Origin of the sequence: Desulfobaculum bizertense DSM 18034, from assembly GCF_900167065.1 — a bacterium.
Lineage (GTDB): Bacteria > Desulfobacterota > Desulfovibrionia > Desulfovibrionales > Desulfovibrionaceae > Desulfobaculum > Desulfobaculum bizertense.
Window position 1 is genome coordinate 187,608 of the sequence record NZ_FUYA01000004.1, and the last position, 15,992, is coordinate 203,599.

Consider the following 15,992-nt stretch of genomic DNA (forward strand, 5'->3'; position numbering starts at 1 on the left):
TCTGCGTACGGAAAGTTCCCCAACTCTCCACAGACGCCAGCCCTTTCGACTAGGGTTTAATTTTCTTAAGCATTTCTTCCTGCACAAAAATGACCAGTTCGTCACCCTTTTGCAGCATGGTGTCTGCCTGCGGCAAAAACTCAAAAGATGGCTTGGGATGATGACGAATAGCCACAACCTGCAAGCGGTATTTGTTTGTCAGGTCGAGCTGTCGCAAAGTTTGCCCTGCCCAGTTGTCGACAGTGAGCTGCTGAATCAGCACGCCCATGCCAAACGGCAGGTAATCTATAAGCCCCGGATGCGTCATGCGCAAGGCCAGCTGTTGAGCACCATAGCGTTCCGGGAAAAACACTTCATCAGCGCCAATCTTCGTCAGCACTTTTTCATGTTCCCAGCTAATCGCCTTGACCCAGACATTGGGCACGCCCAGTTCCTTGAGGTGCAGACAGATCAAAATACTGGCTTCCATCGCAGCGCCAACACTGACGACCACATTGGAAAAATTCTGGAAACCGAGCTGCTCCAGCACAGTCCGGTCTGTTCCATCGCCCTGAAAAACACGGGTCAAATCGTCCTGGGCACGGCGGACAAAGTCAGGATTTGAATCCAGCCCGACCACGTCATGACCAAGTTCCATCATGCGCTGAGCAAGAAAGTATCCAAATTTTCCCAGACCAATAATGCCAATTTCTAACGATTCCATGAGTCTCTCCGCGAAGCTCTTCCTCAGTACCTGCGCCTAGCCGATTGCCAGACGTTTTTCTGACCAGAGGAATTTTTCGTGACGATGCAGGTCCTGCAGGACCTGAAGAAAAATAATAGGGCCAAGCCTGCCCACAAACATAAGAACGGTGAGCGTCAGTTTGCCCGTTGTTGTCAGCTCTGGAGTAATCCCGGTCGAAAGCCCTACTGTACCAAATGCCGAAACCGCTTCAAAGAGGAGCTCAAGGAACTGTCCGCGAGTCTGATCGTGAGGGACAGCTCCGGTTTCACTGATGCACAGGATAAGCGTTGCAGCGACCACAATGCAGCCAGCAAAAAATATCAGCGTCAACGCGCTATTTACCGAGCCTTCATCCAGAGCATAGTTTGTAATGACGGACTGTTTGCGTCCCTTGAGCCGAGAGCCAGCAAAGGCAAGTGCCGCACGAAGCGTCGTCACCTTGATACCACCAGCACACGAACCCGGCGCACCGCCAACAAACATCAAAAAAATCATAACCAAAAGCGAAACGTTTGCCATTCCGCCAATATCCATTGTGTTGAACCCTGCGGTACGGCAAGTCACGGACTGGAAAAGTGAACTCAAGAGTTCATCCCCCAGTGCGTACTGCGTGTTTTCTGGTCGCAGCAGGAACTCACCAAGCAAAATGGCCAAGGCTCCGCCTGCGATAAGCCAGAAACTCATACGAAGCACAATGCAGGAATGCCATGAAATCTTATTCTGGATTCCCAGCAAGCTTTTTGAGCCTCGCAACGGGGTTCCTGTCAGGCGCTCAAGCAGTTCCAGCAGCACAATAAATCCGAGGCCACCAGCAACAATAAGCACCATAAAAATTGCGTTCACACCCCAGTTTCCGCTCCACTGTGTCAGGCTGTCCGAATAGAGGGAGAACCCGGCATTACAAAAAGCAGAAACCGAATGGAAGACTGCGGAATACGGCGAAAAGCCTTGAGGGTCAAGCGCATAGAGTATAACCGCCCCACTCGCCTCAAGGATAATACAGGCCAGAACGACCCGTTTCAAAAAGATCCCAAGGCTAAATCGAGGATTATGCAGAAGCGTCTGACTGACGGCTTCGCGGTCATCAAAGGCAATGCGCCGCTTCCAAAGATACAGGACCAGCGAGGTGTAGGTCATCAGACCAAGACCACCAATCTGGATAAGCCCCAGAATAACGCTCTGCCCTGTTCGGCTAAAAAAGCTTCCAGTGTCCACCACTGCAAGACCTGTCACGCAGGTTGCCGAGGTGGCCGTAAACAACGCGTCAATCCAGCCAAGGCTTTTGCCCGGATGCGAAAAGCCCTGTTTGAGCAAAAGCGTTCCCACCAAAATGGTCAGCGCAAACGCTGCAATGGGATAAAAAAACGTTGGAATACGTTTTCGAACCACAGAATACTCCCGATTCTTCCCTCGTCCCTCAGGTGCTACTTGCGCCAGAACTCAGGAACGAAAAGGATAATGACAGTATAAATTTCAAGCCGCCCAAGCAGCATACACAATACCAGCAGCCACTTACCTAACTCAGGTATCTGTGAATAGTTATCGGTTGGGCCAACCATGCCGAGACCGGGACCAATATTGCCAATGCAGGCCACAACAGCGGCAAAGGACGAGACAATATCGACGCCCATTGCAGCAAGACACAGCGATGACAGAATAAATACCCCAAGGAAAAGCAGGAAGAAACCCGTAATTGAGTTGAAAACTTCCGGGGGAACGATCTTTCCGCCAAGTTTAACACGAGTTACTGCTCTCGGGTGAATAAGCCTGAATAATTCTTTGTAGGAGTGCTTCATCAACAAAAGCACACGCATGCACTTGATGCCACCACCTGTGGACCCAGCACAGCCTCCAACAAACATCAGGATAAACAGCAGAGCCTGCGGTAAAGCGGGCCAAAGTTCATAGTCAGCAGTTGCATAGCCGGTTGTGGTGATGATCGACGCAACCTGAAAAGACGTATAGCGCAGGGCCTGCCAAAACGAGTCGTAATTCTCTCCCCAGACAGAAAAGGTCGAGAAGAGAGTGAAACACGCAAACAGGCCAACAAAAAAGCGACATTCCGGATCCTTCCAGAAGACGCTAAGACGTCGACCGCGCAATGCCTGATAATGCAGGGTAAAGTTCACGCCTGCGAGAAGCATGAACACCGTGATGACTACATCAAAATAGACGCTGTCATACGCGGCAATAGAGGTATTTCGTGTGGAAAAACCACCTGTCGCCATTGTGCCAAAGGTATGTGCCAGAGAATCAAAGAGGTCCATGCCGCCACACAGGAGCAAAAGAGTCTCAACAATAGTGAACAGCACATAAACCTTCCACAGCAGAGAGGCCGTGTCCTTAATGCGAGGCTTGAGCTTGTCTGGCACAGGTCCTGGAACCTCAGCCTTGTAAAGCTGCATACCACCAACGCCAAGGAATGGCAGAATAGCAAGGGAAAGGACAATAATACCCATGCCACCAAGCCAGTGTGTCATGCTTCGCCACATGAGCAGGCCTTTGGGCATGGATTCAATTTCTGTCAGGATGGAGGCACCAGTTGTGGTGAAGCCGGAGACAGATTCAAAAACGCAGTCGGTAAAGCTCGGAATAGCGCCGCCAATCCAAAACGGCAACGCTCCAATAATGCCCGCTGCAATCCAGCCAATGGCAACAATAGCCATACCTTCGCGGTGGTTCATGGGCGCGGCTTCGGGATTTCCAAAGCCAAAAAACAAGCCAAGTCCCAAGCCAATGGCAATACCCATTGAACACAGGAGCGGCTGCAAACCACCATCACCATAATATAAGGAAAAACCAAGAGCTAACAGCATGGAGAGTCCCACGCTGACAAGAATTGCTCCCACCACATGCAGGGTGTAACGCCAGCGCATTTAGAAACTCTCCACCTTCACGGTCAGTCTCTTCTCAAGCTGCTGAATATTCTTGGGAGTACTCAGCATGATAATTCTGTCATTGGGATGAATAACAGTGTCACCAGAGGGGAAGATCACGTCTTCGCCACGAACAAGAGCAAGAATCAGTGCACCCTTTGGCAGGTGCAGTTCCACAACGCTCTTGCCCACAATCTCCGAGTGCTCCTGAGCAACGGCTTCCAGTGCTTCCGCAGCTTCACCCTTAATGGATGCGGCTGTCAGCACCTTGCCCTTGCGCATGTACTGGAGAATGGTGTTCACCGCAGAGAGTCGGGGACTCACGGTATTCTCAATACCAATGGCCCGAACAAGCGGAAAATACGCAAACTTGTCGATACGAGTGACAGCACGCTTTGCACCAAGACTTTTGGCCAAAAGCGAAGTCAGGATATTGGTTTCTTCATCGCCAGTCAGCGAGACAACCATATCCATGTCCGCAATGTTCTCTTCCAGCAACAGATCCTGATCGGTTCCATCACCACGAAGGACAAGCGTTCGGTCCAGCTCGTCAGCGAGCCGTTCACAGGCCGCGCTATCTTTTTCCACAAGCTTGACGTGAAATTTCTGAACCTGCTCCAGACGTTCAGCAAGACGGGCACCAATGTCGCCGCCGCCAATAAGAAGCAGATTACGAATAGGACGATACCGCGCACCAAGGCGTTCCATAATTGCAGGCAGGTCTTCATCCCTGCATACAAAATAAATCAGGTCGCCCTTTCGGATGATGTCTTCACCAGACGGAATAATAAGCTTTTCACCACGGACAATCGCGCCAATGATGATGCTCACCCCGCCGAGAGACTCGCGGATGTTCATAAGGTTGCAGTTCAGGACAGGACTGCTGTCAGAGATGGGGAGGCCAATCATTTTGACATGGCCGTCAGCAAATTCATTGATCTCTTCTGCGTCAGGCAGGTGGATCATGCGCTCAATGGTTTTGACGATCTCGACATCAGGATTGATGATCTTGTCGATGGGCAAAACCGGAGTCTGCTGCGCATCCTGAAAATAAATGTAGTCATCATTTCTAACGCGCGCCAACTTAATGGTGCTCGACGACAACGCATTTGCAAAGGTACACGCAATGATGTTGATTTCGTCACTGTCTGTCACGGCAAGCATGACATCAGCGGTATCAATACCCGCCGCCTTGAGCGTTTCGGGATTACTCCCAGAGCCTTCTACGGTCTGAACGTCCAAATGCTCTGCAATGCGAATGAGTGCATCAGGATCTTTATCAATAACAATAACTTCTTTTGACTCGCCGGAGAGTCGTCGCGCAATGTGGAAGCCCACTTCGCCAGCGCCGATGATGATGACTTTCAAAACTGTGCTCGCTTTTTTACCTAAAGAAAAGGGGACAGTGGCTGTCGTCCCCCTCTACTGGAAAAGCACTCTCAAATCCAGTGTTCACTGACTCTTATACACCGAGTTTCGTTGCAACGCAAAAAGCCCGCCACGCTACGCGCGGCGGGCCGGGGTCGTATCAGAAGATATTCGCCGTGTTATGCCATTTTGTTAACAGCAAGAGTAAGGCGGGAAATCTTGCGAGAAGCGGTGCGAGCGTGCAGCACGTTCTTGGATGCAGCTTTGCCCAGCACGGAGGTGGCGGTCTTCAGAGCGACCTGAGCCTGCTCTTTGTCGTTGGTATCAACAGCGACACGCACAGCTTTGACCACGTTCTTGACGCGGGTTTTAACAGCGGTGTTGCGAGCATTGCGCTTCAGGCTCTGGCGGTGACGCTTCAGAGCGGATTTGTGATTAGCCAAGGTACTTCCTCCTAAAGAAAAGTATATGTTTTGACGTATTGTGCGTTTGAGTTCGTTCAGAGAAGTTGGAGCAATATATGCTTCCGTCTCATTTGTCAATACGCGTAGTGACTTCGCAGTATATAGAAGTCTAGTCGAAAAAACTAGACCTGCAGAGCGGCGAAATCAGCCAAAAGGCCAAGACGGGAAACCAGCGCCTTGAGCATGTTCAGGCGGTTCAGACGAAGCTTTTCGTCCTCACACATAACCATAACATTGTCGAAGAAGGCGTCAACGTCGGGGCGAAGTTCGCGCAGCAGTGCAAAAAGGCTGGCGAAATCATCGTTCTTCCACAGCTCTTCCCACTTGGGAGCAATCTCGGTCAGGCGAGCAGCCAGAGCCTTTTCATGCTCATCTTCAAGCAGTTCTGCGGAATACTCACCGGACAGTTCCACGGTCTTGCCCTGTTTTACAATAATATTGGATGCGCGCTTAAAGGTCAGCACGGCCTGCTCAAAGTCAGCTTCCTTGCAGAATGCAGACAGGGAGTCGACACGGGCAGCCAAAGCCCAAAGGTCAGCAAAACCAGCGCCAAGAGCGGCATCAACAGCCAGCGTCTCATAGCCTTTGCCCTGGAAATAGGCTCGCAGACGGTTCGCGAAGAACTGCTGCATTTTGCCAAAGGCCTCGTCCTGGTCCAGCTTCCACTGCACATCCTGACCATATGCGGCCTGAGCTTCACGCAGGAAGGCATCAAGATCAATGCGCAGGTTGTGCTCAAGCACGATGCGGCAAATACCAAGAGCGGCACGACGCAGTGCAAACGGATCGTTTGCGCCAGTCGGGACCTTGTTCAGGCCAAAGCAACCAGCAAGGGTATCGGCCTTGTCAGCCATGGACAGCAGTGCACCACCGAGAGAGGACGGCACAGGGCTGTTCGGGCCTGCGGGCAGATACTGCTCGTACAGAGCCTTGGAAACCACAGCGCTTTCACCACGCTTTTCAGCATAGATACCGCCCATGATACCCTGAAGCTCGTCAAACTCACCAACCATGCCAGACTCAAGGTCAGCCTTGGACATGCGGCCAGCACGAGTAAGGTCTGCGGACAGAGAAGGATCAACCTGCTCAGAGAGCCAGCCACACAGCTTTTCGATGCGGCGGGTCTTGTTGCCCATGCTTCCAAGAGGACCAAAGAAAATAACGTCATCAAGCTTAGTCAGCCATTCATCAACGTTGGCCTCAAGGTCAGTCTTCCAGAAGAAGCGGGCGTCTTCCAGACGGGCACGCAGCACGCGCTCCCAGCCTTTCTTGACCACAGCCATATCTTTTGGCTCGATGTTCAGCACCGGGACAAAGAACGGCAGAAGGCTTCCGTCTTCAGCTTCAACACCAAAACTCTTCTGGTGACCTTCCATGCTGGAAAGCAGCACTTCGCGGGGGACTTCGAGGAAAGACCTGTCGAATTCACCGAGGATGACCACGGGATGCTCAACCAGTCCACACACCTCATCCAGCAGGTCATCATTCCAGACAACCTTACCACCCTGCTCTGCGGCCAGGCGGTCGCCTTCCTTGCGGATGGCTTCCTTACGCTCGGCAGCGTCCAGAACAACAGCGCAATCTTCGCGAATCACCTTGAGGTAATCTGCAGCATGAGCGATTTCAACTTCGCCCTTGCCCAACACGCGGTGACCCAAAGTGCTGCGACCAGACTCAATGCCCGCCAGAGAGAAAGGAATAACCTGATCGTCAAACAGCGCGACAAACCAGTGAATGGGACGACCAAAGCCAAACTCGCGAGTTCCCCAGCGCATTTTCTTGGGGAACTGAAGGGAAGCAACAGCCTTCTCAAAGATTTCCGGAAGCAGAGATGCAGTGCTTGCGCCACCTGTCATCTTGCGAACAGCAAGGTACTCGCCCTTGTCGTTTTCCAGAATAAAGCAGTCGTTGATGTCAACGCCCTGCGTCTTTGCAAAGCCAAGAGCAGCCTTGGTGGGCTGGCCTTCGGCATCATATGCGATGCGCTTCGGCGGACCAGTAAACAGCTCCTCCTCACGGCGCTGCTCTGCGGCAACTCCCGTTGCCACAAAAGCGATACGACGGGGAGTCGCAAAAGTAGTAAAGTCCTCAACCTCAACCTTGGCGGCGCTCAGCGCAGTGCTGATTGCCTTGCCAAGCTCGTTGTTCAGGCGAGGGAAAAAACGTGCGGGAATTTCTTCGGTTCCGATTTCGAGAACACACTGAGACATGAAAAACCTTCCTTACCTGTTCAGCATGGGATATCCCATTTCTTCACGCTGTTCTGCGTAAAGACGGGCAACCCGGGATGCGATGTTGCGGACACGGCCAATGTACGCTGTACGCTCAGTGATGGAGATGGCGCCGCGGGCGTCGAGCAGGTTGAACGTATGAGAGCACTTCATGCAGTAGTCATATGCAGGCCACGGCAATTTTTTCTCGCACAGGCTCAGGCTCTCTGCTTCGTACATATTAAACAGGTTCAGGAGCATCTCCGGATCAGACTCGTCAAAGTTGTAGCGGGAATGCTCAACTTCAACCTGATGGCTCACATCGCCGTATTTCACGTTGGCATTCCAGTCGAGATCGTACACGGACTCTTTTTCCTGGAGGTACATGCAAATACGTTCAAGACCGTAGGTCAGCTCAACACTCACCGGGTGCATGTCGATGCCGCCAACCTGCTGGAAGTAGGTGAACTGGGAAATTTCCATTCCGTTCAGCCACACTTCCCAGCCAAGGCCCCATGCGCCAAGAGTCGGGGATTCCCAGTTGTCCTCAACAAAGCGGATGTCATGCTCTGCGGGATCAATACCAAGAGCCTTGAGGCTCTCAAGGTACAGCTCCTGCACATTGTCAGGAGAGGGCTTCAGCAGAACCTGAAACTGATTGAACAGCTGCAGGCGGTTTGGGTTTTCACCATAACGGCCGTCAGTGGGTCTGCGAGAGGGTTCCACATAGGCAACACGCCACGGCTCCGGCCCGATGGCTCGCAAAAAAGTTGCCGGATTGAAGGTTCCGGCGCCGGTCTCAATATCATATGGCTGCTGCAGAACGCAGCCACGATCGGACCAGTACTTTTGCAGAGCCAAGATAACATCCTGGAAATACATATTCTCTCCTTCTTTACATCATCCAGAGTTTTCTCTGGCGAAATCATCAAGTTCTAAGAAAGCGTCCGTCTTCCCACTTCAGCCCCAAGTGCCAGCGCACCAGACTGTCGACTGCATCATAAATGATGCGCCGATCTTCGCCAGCAAGCTCAAGTGAGCACCACGCTTCCGGAGTGTTTCGGCAGACATGCTCAAGGATGGACAGGACCCGGCCGTTGAGAGGTACCCGGCGTCCGCCTGCGGAGGAGCATTCTCCACATAAAATTCGTCCTTCCTCAACAAAAAGTGTCGGAGCAACCGCAGTCTTTAAGACTTTTCCGCATTGAGAGCAAGTGTCTAGCGACGGCCCGTAGCCCTGCTCAAATGCCGTCCGCAATCGAAAGAGCATTGGGAAAAGCGGGGAAATGCGATCTTCGCTCTCAATTGTGTCCAGCGCCTGATCCAGCAGGACAAAACTTTTTTCTGATTCCTCTGGCTCAACATGGACTGCCTCAAAAAACTTCACACAGTTTGCCGCAAAGCCAAGGCGCTTTGAACTTTTCCGTAAGCCACGGCGTCCCTTGAGCAAATTTCCTTCGCCAAGAGCCAGATAGGTCCCTGTTTTGTTCGGCTGAAACAAAAACGAAACAACATTTAACGCATCGAGGCAGCCAACAAACCGTCGCCGGCTGCGGCTGCCTCCAAATGCAAATGCGGTGAGCAGTCCCCGCTGTGGGGTAAAGAGACGGAGCCAAAGGTCCGCCTCCCGAAACCGCCCAACTCGCAGTATAAGTGCTTTATCGATAAAATCCTGCATAGGCAGGCTGTCTACTCTTCTGCGCGAAAGTCCAGGGTACGAACCTGTCCACGCTTGGCGCTAAAGTCATACTTCTGGCCGTTCAGCATCAGCTCAACGCCACCAGCATTGCCCAACTTGAGCGAAAGCCCCGTTGCAAAGTTCAGCACCTGAGAATCTCCGGCCTGAAGTGTTGCATCAATGATCTTCCCCTCACCATTCTCGTCAGGATCAATCACAGCCCGCATCCAGCAAGTCTCTGTTGCCCGAACTTCCAGCACCTGCTGGGCAATGGGCAAGACCGTTGCGGTTTGTTCCGGGGCTGCAACGTCTTCTGCCGGGGCAGATTCCTCTGGCGTCGCATCAGCCACCGGCTCAGCAGCGGACTCTGCGCCCGAAGCATCAGCCGGAGCTGTCGCGGCAGCATTGGCCTGAACATCTTCCGTTGCGCTCTCAGTCTGATCTGCCGGGACAGACTCTGTCACAACTTCGCTCGCCTCAGGCTCTACACTGTCTGGAGCAGCCTGCTCAACAGCAAGCGACTCTTCAACAGTTGCAACAACAGGCTGCTCGGCCTTTTTCGGGCCAAAGAAGTAATACGCCCCAGCTGCTGCGAGACATACAACGACCGCGACAACAAGGAAGACCTTGCGCAGGGTGCGCTTTTTTTCATTATTGAGGACAGCAATACGTGGGGGATTCAGTGCCCCGCAACCGTCGCCATTCTCCAGTTCTGGCAGGGTGTATTCCACCTCCATGACCGCAGACATCTCATCAGCATCCAGTCCAAGCATTCGGGCATAATTTCGAACAAAGCCCTTGGCATATACGGGATGTGGCAAAAATTCGGTCTGAGCCTTTTCTATTGCCACGATGTTGATTTTGCTAATCTTGGTGCGTTCGACCACCTCGTCGATGGTCAAGCCCTGCCGTTCGCGTTCCTCTCGGAATACCTCGCCCAGTTCCTGTAAATCCATTACGAAAACTCCATAAACGCTGCGTCACATTCGTCGAAGCGTACCGGAACGTTGACGAAAAAAATCCTACAGCTTGATTTCAATCAGAGCATTTTCTTTCAGCTTACCAATGTACTCCTGAAAACGTTTTTCAAGGCGTTCCTGGTACAGCGTCTTGTAGATGCGATCTTCCACGGATTTCAGGTCGGCTTCGCCAGCCTGCTGAACACCATTTACAAGAATAAGGGCGCTCTTGCCCTGAACAGCAAAAATCTTTGTCATATTGCCAGCAGACACACCGCGCAGCACGTCGCGCCACTCAGGAGCCAAATCGCGCCATTCGAGCGTACCAATACGGCCGCCCTGCCCTGCTCCGGGACCTTCAGAATATGTGTTGGCAGCATCCGCAAATTCTATCTCGCCATTTGCGATTCTGGCACGAATTTCTTTCAGATTGACGTCAGATCCAGCAAGAATCAGGCTCACATCAAGCTGCTTGTTCTGCTTAAACATCTCAGGATGCGCATCATAATAGCGCTGAATGTCCTGCTTCGTCACGGCGACTTTTCGCTTTACCATGAAACCAAGGAGCTTGTGGCGAAGGATTTCTTCTTTCAGCTTGTCCTTGAACTGATCACGAGTCAGCCCCTCAAGGGTCAGCTGCTTCTGAAAATCTTCTTCAGAAAGATTGGCATTCTTCTTATAGGTTCGGACTTCATTCTCAACTTCAACATCAGAAATTTGGATTCCAAGGCGATCGCCTTCCTGCTTAATGAGAATGTTATTCACCATACCATCAAGCATTTGGTGTTTCAGTTGGAGGATAGCCCGCTTGTCGGCATCCGTCAGAGTCTTCCCCTGAAAACGGTCAAGGAAGGGTTTAATGCGTTCATTGAGATCGAAAAGGGTGATAATTTCGCCGTTTACCACTGCAACAATGCGGTCAACGACCTGTGCACTCCATGCTACAGATGAAAAGCACAGCACAAAAAGCAACGCAAGAATAGTCTTGTATGAACGATGCAAGGACTCTCTCCCATAATGTTCCTGTTAAAGCGGCCACACAGAACGCCTGTGTACTCTTTCCTTTTGGCCGTAGTCCTGAATAGTATCTTTTTACTCACAGCGCAATAAACAGCACGCTGTCCTGAAATATTTACTCTTTTGTCGTGCTGGCAGATTTTTTTTGTACAGACTGCAAAAGGTGTGTCGACACACGGATTTCAGCGCGCTCCAAAGTCTTGCTCAGCCATGCATCAAAAGCATCCCGGAGTTTTTGCTCCAGCAAAACCTTTTCCACCACCGGGTAGGCCCGTGAAGGGTCCAGCACACGCGCTTCAGTCTTACTCAAAAAGACCAGACTCTGAAACTTCTGCTCTCCCGTCATGACCGGAGTTGCTTCGCCTGCTTCCAAACCTTTTAGCGCGTTTCGCCAAAGAACAGGAAGACGATCTTCCTGCATTCTCAGTTCCCGAACTTTCACGTGACTAAACTTCTTTTCCAGCTCGCCCATGTCTTTTTTCTGCAAATAAAAAAGCTGTGCACTCTGCACGGCATCTCGGCTCGGTCCCTCAATCAGATGCACTCGAACCCGGGCGGGCAAATAAAATTCCGAGATGTGCTCCCGGTAATATTTTTCTGCCTCCTGATATGTAATGGAAACAGCCGGGCGCAAAACCTCGGTGTGGAGCTTCATCAACTCCAGTCGTCCACGCAGCTCCTGCCGCCACGCATCAATATCAATATACTCTTCTACCAAAACGTCTTCAAAAGCTCCCTCCGGGTAATCCTTCCGAACCGTGTTTTCCGCAGCCTGCAACTCTTCATCAGTCACAGCAAGCCCACGTGTCTCCAGTTCTTCGTGAACCAGAGCTTCCACAATCAGATCACCCAAAAGCTCCCCATAGTCACGGCGAACACCCTCAACCGAGGGTAGAGAATCGTTGGCAACATCAAGATGCTTGAAGTCATACTTCATCTCAAGCCGTTTCAGAGAAATCTTTTTCCCATTCACCGTCGCAACGACACCCTGCTCATTCTGGCTTGGGGTACAGGCAAACAGTCCACTCAGGCCAAGCAGCATTACAGAAAGAATTAGCGCACGCAGTTTCATCAGAGAAGAGACCTCAGTTCAAAGCGTTTATTCGGTGGCCTTTCCCGGTTCTTCCGGAACAAGCGATGTGAGTTCTTTTTCAAAAAATGCCAGTGCCCCCAGAATATCCTTGGAATCTCGCGAACGAATTTCCAGCTTGTCTGGCGGCAGCATTTTGACAATGCCCTGCCGGGACTGCACATACGCCACAATGTCTTCCGGGGAAAGCACTGTGGCTTCCTCAGTAAAATGCAAGACAAGGCGCCCTTCAAAGACATCAGCCTTGGTAATATGCAACGCCCCCAGCAAACGCTTGAGTCGAAGCACATTGGCAAAGCGCTGAAATTCTACTGGCGGCGCACCAAAGCGGTCCCGGATTTCGCTCTCCAGCTCCTCCAGAGTTCCCTGCTCAGCCGTGGAGAGGGCCTTGTAGTAACGCAGGCGCTCACGTGTTTCCGGAATATAATCTTCCGGGATGTGCGCTTCAAACAAAATATTCAATTCAGGACTGGTATCCCGCTGGTCTTTTTCTCCACGCAGGTGGCGGACTTCTTCTTCCAGCATCTCAAGGAACATATCCAGACCAACTTTGGCCATACTTCCTGACTGCACTTCACCAAGGATATTTCCGGCTCCACGCAAGCGCAGGTCTTCCATTGCGATCTGAAAACCAGCCCCCAGATAATCCATGTCCAAAATAACCTGAAGTCGCTTTCGGGTCTGCTCTGGGATTTTCTCAATAGAAGGAACGACAAAATACGCATACGCCTGCGTTGCACTTCTGCCCACACGTCCCCGAAGCTGATACAGCTGCCCCAAGCCAAAAAGCTGAGCCTGGTCAACAACAAGTGTATTTGCACGTGGGAAGTCAAGACCGGATTCAACGATAGCCGTACACACCAAGACGTCCAGTTCGCCATGCCAAAACTTGTGAATGGTCTCTTCCAGCTCTCGTTCTTTCATCTGCCCATGCGCCATGCCAACACGCGCCGACGGCATCAGCTCCTGCACATATTCTGTAACACGGGGCAAACTGCGCACACGGTTGTGCACCCAGAATATCTGCCCATCTCGCTCAATCTCGCGCTCAATGATTTTGCGCAAGGCAGAGTTATCACGCTCCAGCAAAGAGGTCTGGACAGGCTTTCTGTCGACTGGCGGCGTTTCCATCACGCTCAGGCTTCGGATGCCAGACAGAGAAAGCTGCAAGGTGCGCGGGATTGGTGTGGCTGTCAGAGCCAACACATCAATATCTTTTCGAAGCTGCTTGAGCCGTTCCTTGTGCTTCACGCCAAAGCGCTGCTCCTCATCAAGAATCAGCAACCCAAGATTCGGTAGATGCACGTCCTGCGACAGCAGGCGGTGCGTTCCAATCAAAATATCAACTTCGCCACGGGCCGCAGCGGCCAGCACAGCTTTCTGTCGCTGCCGGGGGACAAAGCGGCTGAGCATAGACACCGTGACAGGGAAGTTTTCCATACGCTTGCGGAAATTCTGGTAATGCTGTTCAGCCAGCACCGTCGTCGGACACAGGATTGCCACCTGCCGCCCATCCAGTGCAGCACGGAACGCGGCGCGCATGGCAATTTCGGTTTTGCCAAAACCCACGTCACCGCAAACAAGCCGATCCATAGGCTCATTCTTTTCCATATCTGCGAGCACATCATGAATGGCCTTCTCCTGATCCGGAGTTTCCTCAAAACCAAAAGACGCCTCAAACTCAGCAAACATGTCATCGACAGGTGAATATGAAAAACCCTTGGTCACCTTGCGCCATGCGTACATTTCGACAAGCTCACGCGCAATTTTCTCAATGGCCTTTCTCGCCCGACTCTTTGCTCTGGACCAGCCAGTCCCGCCGAGTTTGTCCAGTGTTGGCGACGACCCTTCTGGTCCCTTATAGCGCTGAATCACATCCAGCCGATCAACAGGAACATACAGCTTGTCATCACCAGAATAGAACAGGAGCAAATAATCATTGCTTACACTACCGAGCTTCATCCTGTGCAATCCGCCAAAACGAGACAGGCCCCACTCGCGGTGAACAATCAGATCACCCTCGGAAAGGTCTTCGTAAGTACTCAGCCCCTTGAAATTCACATCCCCGGGCATCACAACCCGGTCACGTGACGGCTGAATAACATTCTCACCCAAGACAAGCGTTCCATTCCACTGGAGTTCGACGCCGTCTTTCAGCGGAGACACAAGCGCAAACAGCCCGCGTTCTTCCGGCTGGTACTCAGTGGCAGGAACAATACCTTCCTGCTCGGCAAGGGATAAAAATTTCTTTCTGGACTGTGGGGTGCGGAAAGACAGCACAACCTGAGGACGCTCCCGGCTCCACTTTTTCAAGGCCGTCAAAAACGCCTGCCACGGCCTGTTCCGATCTTCGGGCCGCCAGAACAGTTCTTCAAAGGAGCTATAATTTTTTTCAGGAAGTTCCAGACCGTCGTCTTTTTCCCCAATAGTCAAATCTTCAAAATGAAGCTGCGGGGAATTCTGCCACGCCTTGCGCGCAGCTTCCGCTGTCTGAATCAGGACATTGCGAGGACGACGCCAGCCCTGCTGAACGGCTTCATCATCAAGAGCCTCAGCCCAGTGCCATTCTGTTTCTTCCATACGGGTCCGCAACTGCCCTGCCCCGCATAAAATCCAGACGGCATCGTCAGGCAGCCACGCATCAAGAGACTCTGCATCAGGATAAAACAGCCCCGGCCGAATGTCGCCCCGGCTTTCCTCCAGCTTATTTCTAAAGAATGCTTCGGCTCCCGCATCAAGGTCACCCATGCGACGCAGTTTTTCCCATCGTTCACGCGCTGCATCACACTCCGCTGGAGCCAGAATTGCAGGAAGCACGGGCAGAATAACTGTCTCAGAAATTTCCGACTTGGAGCGCTGGCTGTTCGCATCAAAAAGACGGATGTCTTCGATCGTATCGCCAAAGAACTCAAAACGCAGGGGATCAGAATAGCCCGGGACAAAGACATCAAATATGTCTCCCCGCATAGCCATTTCACCGGGACGGGTCACCATCCCGGAACGTCTGTAGCCCCACGTCACAAGCTGCTCAATCAAATCCTCGGGCAAAATCTCTTCGCCCTTGCGAAGCACAAGGTGATGCGTATCCAGCACGCGGCGCGGTGGCCATTTGGGAAGCAGGTTTCCCGGCGTCAGAATAACGCCTTTTGCGCCAGTTCCTGAAGCAAGAGAATACAGTGCAGCCCATCTGCTGGACCAGCGTTCAGCATCAACAGTTTCGGCCGGGTATGGGGGAAACTCCACCCAGGATGACCCCCCAAAGGGACCAGCCTTGCTGGAAAACACATTCAGGAGAGCTTTCATACGGGAGAGTTCCCGCACCCCCGGCACAACCATGACGACGTTTTTACCGCGCGCCAAAAGACCAGCTGCGATTGCAGCCTGCGTACCGGGACCAGACTTGTACACCCGCTGGGTATAGGTCTCTCCCTTGTTCCTGCTCTTTCCTGCCGAGACTATTTCTCGTAATTCTTGTGGGAAAATCAAAGGCCCGTGATCCTTTTTTTCACGTTCAAAAGCGATGTTCTTCGGTTATACAACAAAAAGCCGCCGTGCAACATGCGCGGCGGCCATAATGCCTTTTCAGGCGACGGGCGGCAACAGTTT

12 protein-coding genes are annotated in these 15,992 nt (G+C 52.1%); all 12 read right to left on the bottom strand.

The window, feature by feature from the left end; translation table 11 throughout:
- Positions 1 to 49: 49 nt before the first annotated feature.
- The 12 genes from B5D23_RS07535 to mfd all read right to left on the bottom strand — a co-directional run bounded on the left by B5D23_RS07535 (position 50) and on the right by mfd (position 15,869).
- Positions 50 to 703: a potassium channel family protein gene (locus tag B5D23_RS07535; protein WP_078684801.1), complete on the bottom strand. Its 654-nt coding sequence runs from the start codon at positions 701 to 703 to the stop codon at positions 50 to 52.
- 36 nt (positions 704 to 739) lie between these two features.
- Entirely contained in the window at positions 740 to 2,113 is a 1,374-nt protein-coding gene (locus B5D23_RS07540; protein WP_078684802.1) for a TrkH family potassium uptake protein, read from the bottom strand.
- 35 nt (positions 2,114 to 2,148) lie between these two features.
- Positions 2,149 to 3,600: a TrkH family potassium uptake protein gene (locus B5D23_RS07545; protein WP_078684803.1), complete on the bottom strand. Its 1,452-nt coding sequence runs from the start codon at positions 3,598 to 3,600 to the stop codon at positions 2,149 to 2,151.
- Positions 3,601 to 4,968 carry a Trk system potassium transporter TrkA gene (gene trkA / locus B5D23_RS07550; protein ID WP_078684804.1) on the bottom strand — a complete coding sequence of 456 codons (1,368 nt, stop codon included), beginning with the start codon at positions 4,966 to 4,968 and terminating at the stop codon, positions 3,601 to 3,603. It lies immediately after the preceding gene.
- A gap of 179 nt (positions 4,969 to 5,147) precedes the next feature.
- Complete coding sequence (gene rpsT / locus B5D23_RS07555; RefSeq protein WP_078684805.1) at positions 5,148 to 5,411, bottom strand: 30S ribosomal protein S20; 264 nt, start codon at positions 5,409 to 5,411, stop codon at positions 5,148 to 5,150.
- A 143-nt stretch (positions 5,412 to 5,554) separates the two neighbouring features.
- Positions 5,555 to 7,642 carry a glycine--tRNA ligase subunit beta gene (glyS, locus tag B5D23_RS07560; RefSeq protein ID WP_078684806.1) on the bottom strand — a complete coding sequence of 696 codons (2,088 nt, stop codon included), beginning with the start codon at positions 7,640 to 7,642 and terminating at the stop codon, positions 5,555 to 5,557.
- 12 nt (positions 7,643 to 7,654) lie between these two features.
- Complete coding sequence (gene glyQ, locus B5D23_RS07565) at positions 7,655 to 8,524, bottom strand: glycine--tRNA ligase subunit alpha (RefSeq protein ID WP_078684807.1); 870 nt, start codon at positions 8,522 to 8,524, stop codon at positions 7,655 to 7,657.
- A gap of 46 nt (positions 8,525 to 8,570) precedes the next feature.
- Positions 8,571 to 9,320, bottom strand: a complete 750-nt coding sequence (gene recO, locus B5D23_RS07570; protein WP_078684808.1) for a DNA repair protein RecO — start codon at positions 9,318 to 9,320, stop codon at positions 8,571 to 8,573.
- Between the two features lie 11 nt (positions 9,321 to 9,331).
- Complete coding sequence (locus B5D23_RS07575) at positions 9,332 to 10,276, bottom strand: helix-turn-helix domain-containing protein (RefSeq protein ID WP_078684809.1); 945 nt, start codon at positions 10,274 to 10,276, stop codon at positions 9,332 to 9,334.
- 66 nt (positions 10,277 to 10,342) lie between these two features.
- Positions 10,343 to 11,281 (bottom strand): SurA N-terminal domain-containing protein, encoded by a 939-nt coding sequence (locus B5D23_RS07580; RefSeq protein WP_078684810.1) that lies wholly within the window; start codon positions 11,279 to 11,281, stop codon positions 10,343 to 10,345.
- A gap of 130 nt (positions 11,282 to 11,411) precedes the next feature.
- A complete protein-coding gene (locus tag B5D23_RS07585) occupies positions 11,412 to 12,368 on the bottom strand; it encodes a peptidylprolyl isomerase (protein WP_078684811.1) in 957 nt (318 codons plus the stop codon).
- Positions 12,369 to 12,395: 27 nt separating this feature from the next.
- Positions 12,396 to 15,869, bottom strand: a complete 3,474-nt coding sequence (gene mfd, locus B5D23_RS07590) for a transcription-repair coupling factor (RefSeq protein ID WP_431830566.1) — start codon at positions 15,867 to 15,869, stop codon at positions 12,396 to 12,398.
- Positions 15,870 to 15,992 lie beyond the last annotated feature (123 nt).

What these genes read in the sequence shown, in the direction of transcription:
- glyS (WP_078684806.1), bottom strand. Translation starts at nt 7,642, where the DNA reads ATGTCTCAGTGTGTTCTCGAAATCGGAACCGAAGAAATTCCCGCACGT.
- glyQ (WP_078684807.1), bottom strand. Translation starts at nt 8,524, where the DNA reads ATGTATTTCCAGGATGTTATCTTGGCTCTGCAAAAGTACTGGTCCGAT.
- recO (WP_078684808.1), bottom strand. Translation starts at nt 9,320, where the DNA reads ATGCAGGATTTTATCGATAAAGCACTTATACTGCGAGTTGGGCGGTTT.
- B5D23_RS07535 (WP_078684801.1), bottom strand. Translation starts at nt 703, where the DNA reads ATGGAATCGTTAGAAATTGGCATTATTGGTCTGGGAAAATTTGGATAC.
- B5D23_RS07545 (WP_078684803.1), bottom strand. Translation starts at nt 3,600, where the DNA reads ATGCGCTGGCGTTACACCCTGCATGTGGTGGGAGCAATTCTTGTCAGC.
- B5D23_RS07585 (WP_078684811.1), bottom strand. Translation starts at nt 12,368, where the DNA reads ATGAAACTGCGTGCGCTAATTCTTTCTGTAATGCTGCTTGGCCTGAGT.
- B5D23_RS07575 (WP_078684809.1), bottom strand. Translation starts at nt 10,276, where the DNA reads ATGGATTTACAGGAACTGGGCGAGGTATTCCGAGAGGAACGCGAACGG.